The 18712-nt window shown below is 64.5% G+C and carries 20 protein-coding genes; 13 read left to right on the plus strand and 7 right to left on the minus strand.

All coding sequences use genetic code 11. From position 1 onward, the window contains the following. The first annotated feature begins 212 nt into the window (after positions 1–212). Together NKI35_RS10360 and NKI35_RS10365 are read left to right on the plus strand one after the other, a co-directional pair. Complete coding sequence (locus NKI35_RS10360) at positions 213–1880, plus strand: FAD-dependent oxidoreductase (RefSeq protein ID WP_352739855.1); 1668 nt, start codon at positions 213–215, stop codon at positions 1878–1880. Then, complete coding sequence (locus tag NKI35_RS10365) at positions 1880–2185, plus strand: UBP-type zinc finger domain-containing protein (protein WP_352739857.1); 306 nt, start codon at positions 1880–1882, stop codon at positions 2183–2185. The genes NKI35_RS10360 and NKI35_RS10365 overlap by 1 nt, the downstream gene beginning before the upstream one ends. 29 nt (positions 2186–2214) lie before the next feature. Here the strand turns inward: NKI35_RS10365 and NKI35_RS10370 are convergent, their stop codons facing one another. The 6 genes from NKI35_RS10370 to NKI35_RS10395 all read right to left on the minus strand — a co-directional run bounded on the left by NKI35_RS10370 (position 2215) and on the right by NKI35_RS10395 (position 7814). Beyond that, entirely contained in the window at positions 2215–2406 is a 192-nt protein-coding gene (locus NKI35_RS10370; protein WP_196814107.1) for a hypothetical protein, read from the minus strand. 131 nt (positions 2407–2537) lie between these two features. Then, a complete protein-coding gene (locus NKI35_RS10375) occupies positions 2538–3719 on the minus strand; it encodes a trans-sulfuration enzyme family protein (protein ID WP_023706950.1) in 1182 nt (393 codons plus the stop codon). Further along, positions 3716–5149: a pyridoxal-phosphate dependent enzyme gene (locus tag NKI35_RS10380; protein ID WP_352739859.1), complete on the minus strand. Its 1434-nt coding sequence runs from the start codon at positions 5147–5149 to the stop codon at positions 3716–3718. Before NKI35_RS10380 ends, NKI35_RS10375 begins: the two co-directional genes overlap by 4 nt. 227 nt (positions 5150–5376) lie before the next feature. Next, positions 5377–6744, minus strand: coding sequence for an FAD/NAD(P)-binding protein (locus NKI35_RS10385; protein WP_352739860.1), 1368 nt, complete (start codon positions 6742–6744; stop codon positions 5377–5379). Between the two features lie 16 nt (positions 6745–6760). Further along, on the minus strand, positions 6761–7237 hold the full coding sequence (locus NKI35_RS10390; RefSeq protein ID WP_023672084.1) for an RrF2 family transcriptional regulator: 477 nt from the start codon (positions 7235–7237) through the stop codon (positions 6761–6763). Between the two features lie 415 nt (positions 7238–7652). Then, on the minus strand, positions 7653–7814 hold the full coding sequence (locus tag NKI35_RS10395; RefSeq protein WP_023706948.1) for a hypothetical protein: 162 nt from the start codon (positions 7812–7814) through the stop codon (positions 7653–7655). Positions 7815–8046: 232 nt separating this feature from the next. Here NKI35_RS10395 and tauA point away from each other — a divergent pair, with 232 nt between their 5' ends. From tauA to NKI35_RS10435, 8 genes are all read left to right on the plus strand, one after another. Further along, entirely contained in the window at positions 8047–9060 is a 1014-nt protein-coding gene (tauA, locus tag NKI35_RS10400) for a taurine ABC transporter substrate-binding protein (protein ID WP_352739861.1), read from the plus strand. A gap of 161 nt (positions 9061–9221) precedes the next feature. Next, positions 9222–10013 (plus strand): taurine ABC transporter ATP-binding protein, encoded by a 792-nt coding sequence (locus tag NKI35_RS10405; RefSeq protein ID WP_352739863.1) that lies wholly within the window; start codon positions 9222–9224, stop codon positions 10011–10013. After that, complete coding sequence (locus NKI35_RS10410) at positions 10010–10870, plus strand: ABC transporter permease subunit (protein ID WP_352739865.1); 861 nt, start codon at positions 10010–10012, stop codon at positions 10868–10870. Before NKI35_RS10405 ends, NKI35_RS10410 begins: the two co-directional genes overlap by 4 nt. Before the next feature lie 81 nt (positions 10871–10951). Then, positions 10952–11134: a hypothetical protein gene (locus NKI35_RS10415; protein WP_023672089.1), complete on the plus strand. Its 183-nt coding sequence runs from the start codon at positions 10952–10954 to the stop codon at positions 11132–11134. Positions 11135–11329: 195 nt separating this feature from the next. Then, complete coding sequence (locus tag NKI35_RS10420; RefSeq protein ID WP_352739867.1) at positions 11330–12283, plus strand: sulfonate ABC transporter substrate-binding protein; 954 nt, start codon at positions 11330–11332, stop codon at positions 12281–12283. Positions 12284–12353: 70 nt separating this feature from the next. Further along, complete coding sequence (ssuD, locus tag NKI35_RS10425) at positions 12354–13523, plus strand: FMNH2-dependent alkanesulfonate monooxygenase (protein ID WP_352739869.1); 1170 nt, start codon at positions 12354–12356, stop codon at positions 13521–13523. Further along, entirely contained in the window at positions 13520–14296 is a 777-nt protein-coding gene (locus tag NKI35_RS10430; RefSeq protein ID WP_352739870.1) for an ABC transporter permease subunit, read from the plus strand. Before ssuD ends, NKI35_RS10430 begins: the two co-directional genes overlap by 4 nt. 7 nt (positions 14297–14303) lie before the next feature. Continuing rightward, positions 14304–15107 (plus strand): ATP-binding cassette domain-containing protein, encoded by an 804-nt coding sequence (locus tag NKI35_RS10435; RefSeq protein ID WP_352739872.1) that lies wholly within the window; start codon positions 14304–14306, stop codon positions 15105–15107. 230 nt (positions 15108–15337) lie between these two features. On the opposite strand, the gene NKI35_RS10440 is transcribed toward NKI35_RS10435, so the two are convergent. Continuing rightward, entirely contained in the window at positions 15338–15523 is a 186-nt protein-coding gene (locus NKI35_RS10440) for a hypothetical protein (protein ID WP_023822339.1), read from the minus strand. Positions 15524–15833: 310 nt separating this feature from the next. Between NKI35_RS10440 and NKI35_RS10445 the strand changes: the two genes are divergently transcribed. From NKI35_RS10445 to NKI35_RS10455, 3 genes are all read left to right on the plus strand, one after another. Beyond that, positions 15834–16193, plus strand: a complete 360-nt coding sequence (locus NKI35_RS10445; protein ID WP_023710327.1) for a septal ring lytic transglycosylase RlpA family protein — start codon at positions 15834–15836, stop codon at positions 16191–16193. 252 nt (positions 16194–16445) lie between these two features. Next, positions 16446–17723 carry a polyhydroxyalkanoate depolymerase gene (locus NKI35_RS10450; protein WP_352739874.1) on the plus strand — a complete coding sequence of 426 codons (1278 nt, stop codon included), beginning with the start codon at positions 16446–16448 and terminating at the stop codon, positions 17721–17723. A 192-nt stretch (positions 17724–17915) separates the two neighbouring features. Beyond that, on the plus strand, positions 17916–18533 hold the full coding sequence (locus tag NKI35_RS10455) for a transglutaminase-like cysteine peptidase (RefSeq protein ID WP_352739876.1): 618 nt from the start codon (positions 17916–17918) through the stop codon (positions 18531–18533). Positions 18534–18712: the final 179 nt, after the last annotated feature.

Raw genomic sequence — 18712 nt, forward strand, 5'->3', positions numbered from 1 at the left:
CTGCTCTTGCAGCATACTGGTGAGCGAGGACTGCTGGCGGTACTGCTCGGGCTCGCCCTTATAAAGGTCGCACTGGTCGGCGCGCTGTTTGCCTTGCAGCGCGGGGCCATGCGAAGCATCCGAACCAGCTGGCGCGGGAGCCACCTCCCCTTCCGGCCAGTCCCCCAACAAACCACTTCAAACCCGGCGGCCGTGGCGCTACGCTCGCACCTATGGCCCCACCCACCCAGCCGATCACCGTCACCCGCCGCGACCAGATGTTTCCCATCCTGGGCGACGCCGATATCGAGCGCATGCGCCGGTTCGGCGACGCGAGTTCCTATGCCGCCGGCGAGCACATCGTCACCGCCGGCACCGTGGCGCCGGGGCTGATCGTCATCCTGTCGGGCACGGTCGATATCACCCAGGATGTCAGGCCCGGCCGGCGCGAGACCATCGTCACTCATGGTCCCGGCAATTTCATCGGCGAGCTGGCGCAGCTTTCCAGCCGGCCGTCGCTGGTCAATGCGGAGGCGGCCGAGCCGGTCGAGGCCTTCGTCATCCCCTCGCAGCGGCTGCGCGACCTGATGGTGCAGGAGGCAAGCCTTGGCGAGCGGATCATGCGGGCGCTGATCCTGCGCCGCGTCGGGCTCCTGGAAAGCGGCAACAGCGGACCGATCATCGTAGGCCCGGCCGGCAATGGCGACACGCTGCGGCTGCAGGGATTTCTGCGCCGCAGCGGCCAGCCGCACCGCGCGCTCGATTCCGACAGCGACCCGTGCGCCAAGACGCTGATTGAGCATTTTCATGTTGACCCGCACCATCTGCCGATCGTGCTCTGCCCCAACGGCAAGCTGATGCACAATCCCCGCGAAACCGAACTTGCCCGCTGCATCGGCCTGCTGCGGCCGATCGATCCCGACATGGTCTATGACGTCGCCATTGTCGGCGCCGGGCCGGCGGGGCTGGCGGCCGCGGTCTATGCGGCATCCGAAGGGCTGTCGACCATCGTGCTCGATTGCCGCGCCTTCGGCGGCCAGGCCGGCGCCTCTGCGCGCATCGAGAACTATCTGGGTTTCCCCACCGGCATTTCCGGCATGGCGCTGATGGCGCGCGCCTACAACCAGGCGCAGAAATTCGGCGTCGAAATACTCATCCCCGACGAGGCCAAGCTGCTCGGTGCAGCAGGCGAGGGCTACACGCTCGCCGTCGGCGACGGTGAAAGCCTGCGCGCGCGCACGGTGGTGATCGCCAGCGGCGCCCGCTACCGCCGCCTCGACGTCGCCAAGCTGGGCGAGTTCGAGGGCACGTCGGTGCATTACTGGGCCTCGCCGATCGAGGCGCGGCTATGCACAGGGCAAGAAGTGGCGCTGGTCGGCGCCGGCAATTCGGCGGGGCAGGCGGCGGTCTATCTCGCCAGCCAGGTGCGCAAGGTGACGATGCTGGCGCGCCGCGGCGGCCTCAGGGAAACCATGTCGCGCTATCTGGTCGAGCGTATCGAGGCGCAAGCCAACATCGAGGTGCTTGGCGAGACCGAGATCGAGGCGCTGGAAGGCGAAGGCGGCAATCTCACCCAGTTGCGCTGGCGCAACCCCGGCGGCGTCGAGACGCGCCCGATCCAGCATCTCTTCCTGTTCATCGGCGCCGACCCCAACACCGATTGGCTGGCTGGGTGCGATATCGCGCTCGACGCCAGGGGCTTCGTGCGCACCGGCGCCGACATAGGGGCGGGCCAGATGGAGACCAGCCGCAGCGGCGTGTTCGCCATTGGCGACGTGCGCTCCGGCTCGGTCAAGCGGGTCGCCGCCGCCGTCGGCGAAGGCGCCCAGGTGGTGGCTGCCTTGCACGCCTATCTCGCGCGACCCGACGCAGCAGCGCCCGAACTGGCCAGGAGAGCATAATGGATGAATGCAAACACACGCGCGACATCAGGACGGTGACGCCGAGCGCGCTCGGTTGCGAGGAGTGCCTGAAGAGCGGCTCCATGTGGGTGCATCTCAGGCTCTGCCGCACCTGCGGCCATGTCGGCTGCTGCGACGACTCGCCCAACCGCCACGCCACCAAGCATTTCCACGCCACCAAGCACCCTATCATCGAAGGCTACGACCCGCCGGAAGGCTGGGCCTGGTGCTTTGTCGACGAGGCGTTCATCGACCTGGAAGGCGACGTGACGCCGCAGAACGGCCCGATCCCGCAGTTTTTCTGAGGCGGCCGACTGTCGGCCGACCGCTGCGCCTATTTCACCGAGCCAGTAACCGTGCGGTCTATGGCATTGGGATTGTGGTCGTTGCCGGCAAGTGCGGCAATGATCAGAAGACTGGCGACGACCGGGACGAACAGGATGGCCACGCGGGCCTGCACATAAAAGATGGCGCGCCATTCGCTGCGCTTTTCCGGGTTGTTGTCCATCACACTCACTCTCGCCATGCCTCCCCAGGCGGGACATAGCGGCGAAGGGTTAAGCAAAGGCTGCTGAATGTGTTAACGCGCGGCGGATTGGGATTTACTCTCGACGGTCATCGCCGCCCCTCATTGTCATCGGTACGCATCCGGTACGCCTACCCCCGCAGCGCCTGGTCCAGGTCGGCGATCAGATCATCGCCATCCTCGATCCCCGCCGACAACCGCACCAGCGAATCCGAAATGCCGATTTCCGCGCGCTTTTCCGCCGGGATCGAGCCGTGGGTCATCAGCGCCGGGTGTTCGATCAGGCTTTCGACGCCGCCGAGGCTTTCAGCCAGCGTGAACAGTTGCGTCCGTTCGAGGAAGCGTTTGGTGCCGGCCAGGTCGCGGTCGAGGTCGACCGAGATCATGCCGCCGAAGGCATGCATCTGCTGGACGGCGATGGCGTGCTGCGGATGGCTGGCCAGGCCGGGATAGACGACGCGGCGCACATCTTTTCGCGCCTCCAGCCACTGCGCAATCTTCAGGCCGTTCGTGGAATGCCGCTCCATCCTGAGCGCCAGTGTCTTGATGCCGCGCAGCGCGAGAAAACTGTCGAAGGGACCGGAGATGGCTCCGATGGCGTTCTGCAGGAATTTCAGCTGGGCGGCGAGATCCTTGTTGTCGCCGACGATGGCGACGCCGCCGACCATGTCGGAATGGCCGTTGAGATATTTCGTCGTCGAGTGCACGACGATGTCGATGCCGAGTTCCAGCGGCCGCTGGATGTAGGGGCTGCAGAACGTGTTGTCGGCGACCGTCAATACGCCCTTGCGCCTGGCGAGCGCCGCAACGCCTTCGAGGTCGACGATACGCAGCAGCGGATTGGTCGGGGTTTCAACCCAGAGCAGTTTTGTCTCCGGACGGATCGCTGCTTCCACCGCCGCCAGATCGGTGAAGTCCACAAAACTCACCTGCAGATTGGCCGAGCGCTTGCGCACCCGCTCCATCAGCCGGAACGAGCCGCCATAGATGTCGTCGGTTGCAACGATATGGGCGCCGCTGTCGAGCAGCTCGAGCACGGTCGAGATCGCCGCCAGGCCGGAAGCAAAGGCAAAGGCGGCCGAGCCGCTCTCGAGATCGGCCACCGCGCGCTCGAAGGCAAAGCGGGTCGGGTTTTGGCTGCGGGCGTACTCAAACCCCTTGTGCACGCCGGGCGACTGCTGGCCATAGGTCGAGGTCGCGTAGATCGGCACCATCACCGCGCCGGTCAGCGGGTCATGGCTCTGGCCGCCATGGATGGTGCGCGTGGAAAAAGCCAGGCGGTTCTTGCCCGATGGGGATGTTTCAGCAGTCATCGTGCGCGCCTCAAATGGTTGATCAGGTCGATACGGGTTATCAGGCCGACGAACTCGTCGCCATCGAAGATGATGGCGACCTCGTTGCGGTCGAACACCGGCAGCAGCGCATCCAGCGTCTGGCTGGCCTGCAGCGTGTGCAGATTGGAGGTCATGGCGGTGCGCACCGGGGCGTTGAAGCGGTCCCAGCGACCGTCATAGGGGCCGTCGACCTTGGCCAATATATCGCCCTCATCGATAATGCCGACCAGCTTGCCGTTGTCCAGCACCGGCAGCTGCGAGACATCGGAGCGGCGCATGCGGCCATAGGCGTTGAGCAGGCTTTCGTCGGGGCCGACATAAACGGTGTCGCCGGTGCGGTGCGAGCGCATGACGAGGTCGCGCAGATCGCCATGCTGTTCCTGTTCGGCCAGCCCCTGCTCGGCCAGCCAGAAATCGTCGAACACCTTGGACAGATATTTGTTGCCGCTGTCGCAGACGAAGGTGACGACGCGTTTTGCTGTCGTCTGCTCGCGGCAATAGCGAAGCGCGGCCGACAGCAGCGTGCCGGAAGACGAGCCGGCGAGAATGCCTTCCTTCGAAAGCAGGTCCCGCACGGCCAGCATGCTCTGCTTGTCTGGGATGGAATAGGCTTTCCTGACCAGCGACAGATCGGCATTGGGCGGCACAAAATCCTCGCCGATGCCTTCGACGGTCCAGCTGCCGGCCTCTTCCATCTTGCCGGTCTTGATCAGCGGCGCCAGCACCGATCCGACGGGATCGGCCAGCACCATTTCGGTCTTCGGCGATGTTCTGGCGAAGTAGCGGCCAAGCCCGGTCAGCGTGCCGCCGGAGCCGACGCCGACGACCACGGCGTCGAGGTCGCCGTCGAGCTGGGCAAGGATTTCCGGTCCGGTGGTGGTCTCATGCGCCTCGGGGTTGGCCGGGTTGGCGAACTGGTTGGCGTAGAAGGCGCCGGGCGTTTCCGATGCGATCTTCTCGGCCATGTCCTGGTAATATTCGGCATGGCCCTTGCCGACATCGGAGCGCGTCATGCGCACTTCGGCGCCGAGCGCGCGCAGATGCTGGATCTTTTCGCGCGACATCTTGTCGGGCACGACGAGGATGATGCGGTAGCCCTTGGGGATGCCGACCTGGGCGAGGCCGAGGCCGGTATTCCCGGCGGTCGCCTCGACGATGGTGCCGCCGCGCTTGAGCTTGCCTTCCTTCTCGGCCGCGGCAATCATTGACAGCGCAATGCGGTCCTTGATCGAGCCGCCTGGATTCTGGCTTTCAAGCTTGATGAACAGCCGGCACTTGCCGGTGTCGAATTTGGTCAATTCGACCACCGGCGTCTGGCCGATGAGGTCGAGCACCGAGGCGTATGGCGGACGCAGGCGCGATAACGTGCCGTCCGAACTGCCTGGCGCAGCTTTTCTGTGCTCGCTCATGTCGATGTGCTCCCTTGAACAAGCGACCGCCTCGGGGGCAGAGCGGCAGCGTAGCTTCTTTTCCGGCCGTTTGCAGTCGGAAAGAAGGTAGATCGTGCCAATCAACCGGCGAGAGGGGGAATGGAATTCCAGTTTGAGGCGGGCTTTGGACTCAAGCCCAACACCCTCCGTAGCGATCCTTCCCACTCCCCTCTGAGGGGAGTGCTATCCCGCCGACGTCAACAGCTTTACCCCAGCAGCTGCTTGCTCAGCCTAGCGCATTGCACGCGGATGTCGGGGATGGCGTCGATCTCGAAGAAGGTGCCGCGGGTCAGCGGCCCGACGGCGAGGATCTTGGCCGATGCGGTGCCGTCGCCGGCGATGATTTCGCACTTGGCCGTTACATCGAGGCCAAGCCGCAGCGGGTCGGGCCGCGCCAGGCCGCGGTCGACCAGCGAGCGCACGACGCTGTTCGACGTCGTCGAGATGTCGCGGGCGATGCCGGTGCAATCATAGATGCGGGCGACCTGCAGCGTTTCCAGCGCCTTTGTGTGGCGAGACTGGATGCCGACGGTGAATCCATCGCCAGCCTCGATGCCGACGACACGGCCGGCGACCGGGCGGATGCGGCCGGTGCGCACCGCTTCGGTGACGCGGGCATGCACCTCGGGCGCCAGCCGATGGCGATGGATGTCCCACCAGGCCTTGGTGTGCTCGACGAAGCGGCGCTTGGCAGAGGACGGCCAGTTCTGCCAGATCTTCTGATTGAAGGGTCGCAGCCCATCGACGACGTCGCGCCAGTCGATGCCGGCCTTCTGGTTTTCGCGGATCAGGTCGCGGAACCAGCCGACGAAATAGGAGAGCTGCGTGCCGAGCGGAATGTCGGCGACGTCGAGCTTGATCGGGTTGCCCTTGCGGTGCGGCGACGGCAGCAGGCCGCGCCGCGATACGGCGACGATCTCGCCGCGATGGCCGCGCTGCTCGAGCGACAGGAAGGCATCGACCATGCTGAGCCCGGTGCCCAGCACCAGCACGCGGGCTTGAGGATCGAGCGCGGTGTCGGCCTCGGTGCCCATGCGGATGGCGTGGCCCTGGCCGGCGCCGGGCTGCTCGTCATGGCCGGTGGCAAGCACCGCCAGATGCGCGACGACGCTGGTGCCGTTGGCGAGCACCACTTCGACGCCGGACGATGTCGGCGAGATCGACAGGCTTTCCTCGCGAATTAGCCTGAGACGGCCGGTTTCCTTTTCGCGCGCTTCGAGCTCGTCGAGCACTTCCTTGAGGTAGCGGGCATAGACGCTGCGCGGCGCATAGAAGGGTGTCTGCGGCGTCTGTTCCTGGCTTATCAGGCCGCGCCCCTGCAACCAGCGCCAGAAATTCAGGGGATCGTCGGCATAGGCGCTCATCCCCGCAGCGCTGACATTCAGCACGTGCGCCGACAAAAGCGTCGAATAGGCGATGCCCTGGCCGAAATGCGGACGCTTTTCGATCAGCGTGACGCGAAGGTCCGGGTTGGGCGACTTCAGCAGATGCGCGGCCAACACGACGCCGCTGCCGCCGCCGCCGACGATGATGATCGAGCTGGGGATGATCGAATTGGCGCGCGCAACGCTCATGCGAGCACGCTCAGGATCAGGCGGGGACCTTTTGCGCCGGCGCCAGCTCGTCGATGTCCCTCGCGACCGGAAGGTCGTCGAGGACGATGTCGCGCATCTCGGCCAGCGTGCGCTGGTCGAGCACCTCGGCGATCGCCTGCCGGACCTCGAGCATCAGATGTCGGACTTGGCATGTCGCCTCATTGCAGTCTTCACAGCGCTGATACTGGGTGCGGCTGGCGCAGGGGATGGGCGCCAGCGGTCCGTCGAGCACGCGCACGACATGGCCGACCTTGATCTCGTCGGCCGGGCGCGCCAGGCGATAGCCGCCATCCTTGCCCTTGCGGCTTTGGACGAAACCGGCATTGCGCAATTCGCCCAGAATGGCGTCGAGAAATTTCTTCGGGATGTTGTTGCCGCTGGCGATGTCGCCGACGAAGGCGAGCTGTCCCACCGGCAGATGCGCCAGATGGACCAGCGCCTTGAGGCCGTACTTGCCTTTTTTGGTGAGCATAGACCGAATGTTTCTCTGTCAGGCGATGGCCCAGAACCATCGGTTGCGAAACGCCTGACGTGCCTCCCCGCCGCGTGCAAGCTGCTTCGACACATAAATTCTACTGACATGATATACAAGCCGAGAAACCTTGATTTTGCTTCGTTTTCACGCCGCAGGGGCCACTTTAGCAAGCTTTGTGCCGTTAAGGTCACAGCCAGCCGCGAGCGATTGCGGCGATGAGCGGCGGCTCCTGCTCCCAATGTCGATAAGATTACTATACTTACCCTCGAACACGCGGAACGTGTTTTCAAATCAACCGTCTTTTACAGCATGGATTTGCGCCACTTGGGGCTTCGCCAGGAATTTTGGGTCGCAGCCCGCGGATCGGCGAAACATGACTCCCGACAACTCGGGCGCCGCCCTGCACCCGATATCAGGACGCCGCCTTGCCGCTCTGAGACCGGGCGGCCTTGGCGGCCACCGGCACGCCGCTTGACCGCAGCATCCAGCGGTGGCCGTCGCTGCGGAAGTCGGTGAGGCTCAACGGCTCGACATCGATCCTGCGGCAGGCCGCAAGCGGCGCGCCGAGCACCAAATCAGGCCTCTTCCGTAGCGAGGGTTGGCAGGACCACCAACTCTTCAGCACCTTTGGGGCGCCGTTTGCGTTTGTGCACGGTCCGACACGGGCCGGTCACCGCGCCCGCATCAGCCGTTGGTTTTTTTCTAACAAGTGCTTTTTCCTTGGAACGATTTAACTCTACAAGAATGATAGAATTAGCTGACTATGAACAGGCATCCGGTTTTTCTCATTTTTCATGGAGCCTTTCATGTCCAGCATTTCGCGACGCATTGTCCTCCTGTCGTCGGCAGCTTTGGCGGGTGCGGCCTTCCTCGGCCCGGCCCAGGCGCAGGACCTCAACATCACCATCGGCTACCAGACGGTGGTCGAACCTTCCAAAGTAGCGCAGGCCGACGGCGCCTATGAAAAGGCGACCAAGGCCACGATCGACTGGCGCAAATTCGATTCCGGCGCCGATGTCATCGCCGCCGTTGCATCCGGTTCGGTCGATATCGGCTATGTCGGCTCGAGTCCGCTGGCCGCGGCCGCCAGCCGCGAACTGCCGATCCAGACCATCTTTGTCGTCGGCCTGATCGGCCAGTCCGAGGCGCTGGTCGCCCGCAATGGATCCGGCATCGAGAAGATCGCCGACCTCGCCGGCAAGAAGGTGGCGGTGCCGTTCGTGTCGACCACGCATTACAGCCTGCTTGCCGCGCTGAAGCACGAAAACGTCGACCCGAAGTCGGTCGAAATCCTTAATCTCAGGCCACCGGAAATAGCCGCCGCGTTCGCTCGCGGCGACATAGACGCGGCCTATGTCTGGGATCCGGCGCTCGGCCAGATCAAGACGACAGGCAAGGTGGTGCTGGATTCCTCGCAGGTTGCCGCCTGGGGCGCGCCGACCTTCGACGCTTGGATCATGCGCACCGACTTCGCCGAAAAGAACCCGGACGCCGTGCGCGATTTCGTCAAGGTGACCGGCGAATCCTATGCCCAGTTCCTGGCCAAGCCCGAGGCATGGTCGGTTTCGTCCCCGGAAGCGGCCAAGATCGCCAAGATCACCGGCGCCAAACTGGAAGAGGTGCCGCAACTCCTCAAGGGTTACGTCTTCCCGACATTGGAAGAGCAGGCTTCCGGCAAATTCCTCGGCGGCGGCACGGTCAAGGCGATCGAGGCGGCTTCGGCTTTCCTCAAGGAGCAGGGCAAGATCGACGCCGTGCTGCCCGACTATTCGAAATACGTGTCGTCGAAATACGTGACCGAGGCTCTGGCCTCGAACTGATCTTCAGTTTTACGCAATTCCGGACGGAAAACCGCTTCACACTTTTCCTGGAATTGCTCTGAACACGCGCGGTTTCCTCTTTCCTGACGCCGCGTGCTGCCTGTCCCGGATCCGCTTAACGAGGGCCGGGGCAGGCTGATTTTCTTCCGGAGCCCCTTTTCATGCCGCATCTCGTACTCCACCCACATCTCGTACTCGACAAGGTCGCGGTTCACTATGACGGCCAGGCAGCGCCGGCGGTCGACCGAGTTTCCATCGATGTCGCCAAGGGCGATTTCGTCGTGCTGGTCGGTCGCTCCGGCTGCGGCAAGACCTCGCTGCTCAATGTCGCCGCCGGCCTGGTCGAGCCCGCGCGCGGAGTCGCCACGATCGGCGGCAGGCCGATCACCGGCCCAGGCTCCGACCGGGCGGTCGTGTTCCAGAACGATGCGCTGTTTCCCTGGCTGACGGCTCGTGAAAACGTCGCCTTTGCGCTCAGGCTGCGCGGCGTGCCGCAAGCCGAGCGGGCGCGCCGCGCCGACCAGTTGCTGGCGCTGGTCAAGCTTGACGGCGTCGGCGACAAACGCATCTGGGAATTGTCCGGCGGCATGCGCCAGCGCGTCGGACTCGCCCGTGCACTCGCCGCCGAACCGGAATTCCTGCTGCTCGACGAACCGCTCGGCGCACTCGATGCGCTGACGCGCGAGCGCATGCAGACGACGCTGCTCGACCTGTGGACCGCAAGCCGGGTTGGCGTGCTGATGGTCACGCATGGCATCGAGGAGGCGCTGGTGCTGGCCACAAGCATCGTCGTGCTCGCGCCGGGACCTGGCCATGTGGTGCGGACATTCGAAACCGGCTTCAGCCGGCGCTATGCCGCAGGCGAGCCGATCCGCGCCATCAAGGCCGATCCAGCCTTTGCCGCGGCGCGCGGCGAGCTGACCGATGCGATCTTCGAAGGAGAGGTGGCATGAGCGTCACCTCCTACAGCGAGCGGCCGGCCACCGGGACCGGCGAGGCCGATGCCATTTCGGTGCCGTGGTCGCGGCCGGTGCGGAAGCGGCGCGGGGTTTCCTCGCGGGCGATCAGCGCCGTCACCATCCTGGCCGTGCTGGCGGCATGGGCGCTGTCTGCGCGCCTGCAACTGGTGTCGCCGGTGTTCTTGCCATCGCCCGTCGCCGTGTGGACCAAGTTCATCGTGGTGATCAAGGACGGCTTCGTCGACGCGACTTTGCTCCAGCATATCATCGCCAGCCTCGGCCGCGTGTTCGCGGCGCTGGTCGCGGCCATCATCGTCGGCGTGCCCGTCGGTCTCGCCATAGGCATCAGCACCATTGGGCGCGGCATCTTCGATCCGCTGCTCGAATTTTTGCGGCCGATCCCGCCGCTCGCCTATCTGCCGCTGGTCATCATCTGGTTCGGCATCGGCGAGCCGTCAAAGATCCTGGTGATTGCCATTGCCATGCTGGCGCCGGTGGCGCTGTCGACGGCCTCGGGCGTGCGCGGTGTCTCAAAGGAGCGCATCGATGCGGCCCGTTCGCTTGGTGCGACGCAGCGCCAAGTGGTGCGCCATGTCATCCTGCCCAGCGCGCTGCCGTCGATCCTCACCGGCCTGCGCATCGCGCTCGGCGCCGGCTGGTCGACGCTGGTTGCAGCCGAGCTGGTGGCGGCAACGCGCGGCCTCGGCTTCATGATCCAGTCGGCCGCCCAGTTCCTGGTCACCGATGTCGTGGTGATGGGAATAGTGGTGATCGCGACAATAGCCTTCGTGCTGGAATTCATCATCCGCCGGATCGAGCGTCAGCTGGTTCCGTGGGCGGGAAAGGAATGACAACAAGTTTCTGCCGGTTTGACCGGCTGCTTCCCTTCGCAGCACGGCGACCGCCGACCCTGGAACAGAAGGAGTGATGTCATGACCCAGTCCACCGCGGTGCTGTTCGCCCATCTCGGCAACTGGCTGCTCGCCTGGCGGGAGAACTCGTCGTCGCAGCCGCAACCGAAATCGCCGGCCCCGGTGCAACTCGACGCCGAACGCGACCGCCTGCCGCCACGCGACGAGGGATTTTACTGGGCCTGGCAGTATTGGTCGCAGTGAGGTGATTGGCGCTCCTCGCCCCGTGAACGGCGAGAAAGAGGCTTTCGCGACCCGCCCGTAGAAAACAATTCCGTTCCGCCCATTCATCTCGCAAAATGGTTTCTCTACTAAATTTATAGACCCACCTAGCCTTGTCTCTCGTTCCACGGCAGGGAGCCCTTCCCGGCGCCGGTTCGCAGCGAAGGAAGAGGGATCATGTTCAGCCTCACCAGACGCGTTTTCGGCCTTGGCCTTTTGGCGGCGGGCATTACTGCCTCGCTCAGTGCCTCGGCGCAGGAGTTGAAGCAGCTCAACATCGGCTATCAGAAGACCGGCCTGCCGGTCATCGCCCGGCAGCAGCAGGTGATCGAGAAGGCGCTGAGCGACAAGGGTGTCGCGGTGAAATGGGTCGAATTCACCGCCGGCCCGCCGCTGGTCGAGGCGCTCAATGTCGGCGCCATCGATGTCGGCTGGACCGGCGACGCACCGCCAATCTTCGGCCAGTCGGCCGGCGCCAACATCGTCTATGCGGCGGCACTGCCGGCCAATGGCGACGGCGAAGCGATCTTCGTCAAGCCGGCATCACCGATCCAGTCGCTCGCCGACCTCAAGGGAAAGCGCATCGGCGTCGGCAAAGGCACCAGCGCGCACAATCTGCTGGTCGCGGCACTCGAAAAAGCAAACATCCCCTTCGACCAGATCACCCCGGTCTATCTCAGCCCGGCCGATGCTGCGGCGGCTTTCGCCAGCGACCAGATCGATGCCTGGGCGGTCTGGGATCCGTTCTACGCCATCGCCGAGACACGCTACCAGCCGCGCGTGCTGGCGCGCTCCAGCGAGGTGCTGAAGGTGAACACCTATTTCCTCGCCAACAAGGATTTCGCCAAGGCGCATCCGGAGACGATCGCCACGACGATATCGGCGCTCGGCGTGGCGGCGAAATGGGCGGATGCGAACCGCGACAAGGTCGCCGCGGCGCTGCATGAGGTGACCGGAGTGCCGCTCGATGCACAGACGATCGCGGCCAACCGCACCAAATTCGGCATCTTCCCGATCACCGACGAGATCATCGCCGGCCAGCAGGCGACAGCCGACCGCTTCTTCAAGCTCAAGCTGATCCCGAACGCGGTGCGCATCTCCGACGCCGTGTGGACCGCACCGGGCAATTGAACTTTCACGTGCGGCGCCGGGCGGAAAACGCCCGGCGCCTTTTGCCGTTTCGCGCTTCAGGGATTTCGCCATGACCGCTCCAGACAGTTCGCAAGCCAGCCCGCTCGATTTCTTCTGGTTCATCCCGACGCATGGCGACGGCTCCTATCTCGGCTCCGAGCAGCAGCAGCGGCCGCCTGAGTTCGCTTACTTCAAGGAGATCGCACAGGCCGTCGACCGGCTCGGCTTTCCCGGCGTGTTGCTCCCGACCGGGCAGAATTGCGAGGATTCCTGGATCACTGCGACCGGACTGGCGGCGTTGACGGAAAAGCTCAAATTCCTGGTGGCGCTGCGTCCCGGCGTGACGCTGCCGACCTTCGCGGCGCGCCAGACCGCAGCGCTCGACAGGCTGAGCAATGGCCGCCTGCTGCTCAACGTCGTGGTCGGCGGCAACCCGACCGAGCTTGCCGGCGACGGCGTGTTCCTGCCGCATGACGAGCGCTATGCCCAGGCGCAGGAGTTCCTGACCATCTGGCGCGCGCTGGTGTCGGGCGAGAGCGTCAACTTCAACGGCAAATACTACCGCGTCGACAATGGCCGCCTCGATCTGCTGCCGAGCCAGGAGCGGCCACCGCTCTATTTCGGCGGCTCGTCCGATGCCGGCCAGGAGCTCGCCGCCGATCTCGTCGACATGTACCTGACCTGGGGCGAACCGCCGGCGCAGGTGGCGGAAAAGCTCAGCGCCGCGCGCAACAAGGCTGAACGGCGCGGCCGCAAACTGCGTTTCGGCATCAGGCTGCATTTCATCGTGCGCGAGACCGAGGAAGAGGCCTGGCGCGCCGCCGACCGGCTGATCAGCCACGTCACCGACGCCCAGATCGAAAATGCCCAGGCCCGCTTCACCAAGGAGATGGACTCGGTGGGACAGCGGCGCATGGCGGAACTGCATGGCGGCCGCCGCGACCGGCTGGTGGTGTCGCCCAATCTGTGGGCCGGCGTCGGCCTCGTGCGCGGCGGCGCCGGCACCGCGCTGGTCGGCTCGCCGGAGCAGATCGTCGAGCGCATCCGCGAATATCAGGCGATCGGCATCGACACCATCATCGGCTCTGGCTACCCGCATCTCGAGGAAGCCTACCGCGTCGCCGAGCTTCTGTTCCCGCGTCTCGGCCTGGGCACCAGGCGGGCACGGGCGCATGAGAACATCGCCAATGAATTCGCCGTCGGCTTCCACGGCGCCAACCGCCTTCAGGCGTCGTCATGAGCCTGACTCAACGGGTCAAACAGAACGGCATCGGCTGGCTGCTGCCGGCGTTGGTCATAATTGGCTGGGAAGCCGCCAGCCGCGCCGGCGTGATGCCGGCCAATGTGCTGCCGGCGCCGAGCGCGGTGGCCGAGGCCTTCTGGCGGCTGACGCTGTCGGGCGAGCTGATACAGAACATCGGCGTCAGCACGCTGCGCGCGCTGGCCGGCTTTGCCATCGGCGGCTCGATCGGCTTTGCACTCGGCCTTGCCAACGGGCTGTCGGCGCTCAGCCGCGGCCTGACCGACACGACGCTGCAGATGGTCCGCAACATCCCGCATCTGGCGCTGATCCCGCTGGTCATCCTGTGGTTCGGCATCGACGAGGAAGCAAAACTGTTCCTGGTGGCGCTCGGCGTGTTCTTCCCGATCTACGTCAACACGCTGCTCGGCATCCAGAGCGTCGACCCGCAGCTGGTCGAGATGGGCCGGGTCTACGGCATGGACCGCCGCGCGTTGTTTTTTCAGGTGATCCTGCCCGGCGCGCTGCCGGCGATCTTCGTCGGCCTGCGCTATGCCTTAGGCATCATGTGGCTGACGCTGATCGTTGCCGAAACCATCTCGGCCAGTTCCGGCCTCGGCTACATGGCCATGCAGGCACGCGAATTCCTGCTGATCGATGTGGTCGTGCTGTCGATCCTGATCTATGCGCTGCTCGGCAAGCTTGCCGACAGCTTCGCCTGCCTGCTCGAGCGGCTGTCGCTCGGCTGGCATCCCGCCTTCCAGAACGCCTGAGGGTTCGATGCCAACCGCCAGCCTGACCGCCATCCGTTCCTTCGTCGCCGCGCCGGAACCGTCACGGCCGGAGGAGGCCGTCGAAAGGCAGCGCGCCTTTGCCTTCAAGGGCGTGGAAAAGCGCTTTGGCGACAAGGTCGTGCTCGACGGCATCGATCTCGATGTGCCCGTCGGACAGTTTGTGGCCGTCATCGGCAAGAGCGGCTGCGGCAAGAGTACGCTGTTGCGGCTGCTGGCCGGGCTCGATCGGCCAACCGCTGGATCCCTTACATTCGGGCCGGAGGCGAAGGCCGGCGCCGGGGAAGAGAGCCGCTTCATGTTCCAGGAGCCGCGGCTGTTGCCCTGGGCCAGCGTGGTGAAAAACGTCGAGGTCGGGCTGACCGGGCTTGCCACCGGTGCGGAAGCCAGGCGGCGCGCGCGCGCCATCCTGGGTGAAGTCGGCCTCGCCGACCGCGCCGACGAATGGCCCTCGGTGCTGTCGGGCGGCCAGAAGCAGCGCGTGGCGCTGGCGCGTGCACTGATCGGACAGCCAAAGATTCTGGCGCTCGACGAGCCGCTCGGCGCACTCGATGCGCTGACCCGCATCGAAATGCAGCAGCTTCTGGAACGCATCTGGCTGGAGCAAAAATTCACCGCCGTGCTGGTCACGCATGACGTCGCCGAGGCGGTTGCGCTCGCCGACCGGGTGGTGGTGATCGACGAGGGCCGCATCGCGCTCGATCTCGACGTGTCGGTGGCGCGGCCGCGCCGGCGCGGTTCGGTCGAGCTTGCCAGGCTGGAGGGCAGGATTCTGGATCAGCTGTTCGGGTAGAGCTGTCGGGGCAGGGCATTCTATCCGAACGGGATAGATCGGTAACAGAATGGACCGGCAGTATGGGTGGCTGTTTTCTTGCTCGCCGGGTTGGCCCTGTTTGCGACTGCGGGTTTGACCAGCGCCTCCCCCACTCCGCCTTTCCTCTCCCCCGTCGATCGGGGGAGAGGTGTCGAGCGCAGCTCGACGGAGTGGGGGTCGATCTGTGGGGGTCGATTTTTCGTCGCAACTCACCCCCGCGAACGGCTCGCCCATACCAGCCCGGCGAAACCGACCAGCATGGTCACGATGCCGATATAGAGCCATTGCGACTCGCCGGTCATGAAGCTACCGCCGACCACGCCAATGCCCTGCAGCGACCACAGCGCGCCAATGGCGAGCACGATCAGCGCCAGCAGATATCTGAACAGTCTCATCGCCAAGATTCCTTTCCGAAGTCGATCGTCAACTGCGCCATGACCGTGATGACAGAGCGAAAGGACGGCGCCCAATCGCGCTCTCTTCTACTTGTACTATAACGTCCTGCCTTGCTCACGGAATCTGTGAAACAGCTCGCAATATCGCTGGCGATACGGCCGCGTCACACGAAAGATGCCTGACAAACTGTTTCCCAGCGACTCCAAACGTGTGCCAGTGCCACGGAACTGCCCGATGCTTGCCGCATTTCCTGCCTTATTCGACACTTAACGGCTGGGGTCTGTCGAAAACGGAGCCAATCCCCCCAACATGAAGAAAACAAACCAGACCGCGCTTGTCGCGGTAACGGTCGCGGCTGGCCTGATGGTCGGTGCATCCGCCTCCTCCGCCGCCGGCCAGTGCGGCCGCGCCTCCTGGTACGCACTGCATTCCAGGACCGCCAATGGCGAACGCATGAACCCGTCGGCGCTGACCGCCGCGCACCGCAGCCTGCCTTTCGGCACCAAGTTGAAAGTGACCAACCAGAATAATGGCCGCAGCGTCATCGTGCGCATCAACGACCGCGGCCCGTTCATCAAGGGGCGCGTGCTCGACCTGTCCAAGGGCGCCGCCGGCCAGCTCGGCTTCATCGGCTCGGGCCATACCTCGGTGTGCATGGCGCGCGTCTAGATCTGTCCAAGTCCGGCCCGATCGGGCCGGACGCATCCTGCCCCGTTGTCCAACAGCCTTGCATTTTGCAGTGCACATTGAGCCGGCTGCACCCGCCCAACGCGGTTTCTCAAGGCCTCGGACGAAAGATTGGCATATGTCACGCCACGTGACGTATTGCATCGCAGCAATATCTTGTTAACCTCCGCGCGAGACATTCAAGGCTCGGCGCTGTCCGTCGTCCCTTCGGTCACGGCAGCTGCGGAGTACCTGATGTTCTACCAGCTCTATGAAATGAACCATGCCGCCCTGCAGCCCGCGCGGCTTTATGCCGATGCAGTGCGGCTGTTCTACACCAACCCGCTCAATCCGTTTTCGCATACGCCGTGGGGCCGCTCGGTCGCTGCCACCGCCGAACTGTTCGAGCGCACAACGCGCCGCTACAGCAAGCCGCATTTCGGCCTGAGCAAGACCGTGGTCGACTGGAAGAGCGTCGAGGTCAGCGAAAAGACCGTGTGGTCGCGGCCGTTCTGCAATCTCACCCACTTCGAGCGGTCGGTGCCCGCCGGGCGCAAAGCCGACCCCAAGCTTCTCATCGTGGCGCCGATGTCGGGCCATTATGCGACGCTGCTGCGCGGCACGGTCGAGGCGATGCTGCCCTATGCCGACGTGCACATCACCGACTGGGTCGATGCCCGCATGGTGCCGGTGACCGACGGCCATTTCGACCTCGACGATTATATCGACTACATCATCGACATGCTGCATGCGCTGGGGCCGGACACCCATGTGGTGGCGGTGTGCCAGCCTTCGGTGCCGGTGCTGGCGGCGGTGGCGCTGATGGAAAAGCGCGGCGATCCCTTCGTGCCCTCGACCATGACCTTGATGGGCGGGCCGATCGACACCCGCCGCAATCCGACCGCGGTCAATCTGCTGGCCAAGGAAAAGGGCATCGACTGGTTCCGCGACAACGTCATCATGCACGCGCCCTGGCCGGTGCCGGGCTTCGGCCGCGAAGTCTATCCGGGCTTCCTGCAGCTGTCGGGCTTCATGAGCATGAACCTCGACCGCCACATCACCGCCCACAAGGACTTCTTCATGCATCTGGTCAAGCATGACGGCGACAATGCCGAGAAGCACCGCGATTTCTACGACGAATATCTGGCGGTGATGGACCTGACGGCGGAATTCTATCTGCAGACCGTCGACACGGTGTTCGTGCGCCATGCGCTGCCCAAGGGCGAGATGACGCATCGCGGCGAGGTGGTCGACACCAAGGCGATCCGCAATGTCGCGCTGTTCACGGTCGAAGGCGAGAACGACGACATTTCCGGTCTCGGCCAGACCCAGGCCGCCCACGATCTCTGCCCCAACATCCCGGCTGACCGGCATGCGCATTACATGCAGCCGGCCGTCGGCCATTACGGCGTCTTCAACGGGTCGCGATTCCGCTCGGAAATCGTGCCGCGCATCGTCGATTTCATCACAAGCTACGGCCGCCAAACACGCGTAGCGGTGAAACCCAAGCTGGTCCGCTCCGCCAAAGGCTGAGGCTCGATCCGGCTGCAGCGTGCATTGGCCGCAAAAGCGGGGCGATTTTGCGCGCCACAGGCGTTCTGTTGCACAATAGACGCTGTTGGGCGGGCGCGGGTAACCATGCCGAAGAATCTGGCTCCCCCGATAATTGACACGGAGTGTAAATCCCCTTTAACCTTTCGTTAACAACAAGGGCGAACGGGGACAATGACTTCCTCACCGATAGCACGGACGCTGCGCTTGTGGGCGGCAGCAGGGCTGGCGATCTCTGCGTGCTGGGCAGTGCCGGCACTTGCAGGCGGCGCCATGGCGACGGGCGGCATGACCTCGCAGCCGATCGGCCACTATGATTTCTGTAAAACCCAGCCCGGCGAATGCTCGATCCGGCCGAGCAACCTCAACCCCGCCGCGATGACCGACGCCTTCATGCGCAAGCTGATCAACGTGACGTCAAGGGTCAACGCCGCCGTCAAGCCGATGAGCGACTACGACATCTATGGCAAGGACGAGGTCTGGGCCTATCCCAACAAGGGCGTCGGCGACTGCGAAGACTATGTGCTGGAAAAGCGCCGCCAGCTCTCGCGCTCTGGCGTGTCGCTGGCCGATCTCTTGATCACCGTCGTGCGCAAGCCGGACGGCGAAGGCCATGCCGTGCTGACCGTGCGCACCGACAAGGGCGACTACGTCCTCGACAATCTGACCGACAAGGTGAAGATCTGGGACGCCACCGGCTATCGCTTCCTCAAGCGGCAGGCCATCGACAACACCGGCCGCTGGGTCTCGATCCGCGGCGGCCAGCAGGTGCTGGTCGGCGCAGTCCAGTAAATAAAGACGACGCATGTGAGCGCGTCGCTGCGAACAGCTTCGTCGGAAGCCCGCGGCTAATAACTTTCACGAGATAACCGCAAGTCGGCGCTGCCCCTCATTGCCCTGCCGGGCATTTCTCCCTGTATAGTGACGGGGAGAAAGATGCTGCCATCGGTTCGCCAATCGTCAACGTTGCA

It is taken from the genome of Mesorhizobium sp. M0676 (assembly GCF_040320535.1).
Taxonomy (GTDB): Bacteria; Pseudomonadota; Alphaproteobacteria; order Rhizobiales; family Rhizobiaceae; genus Mesorhizobium.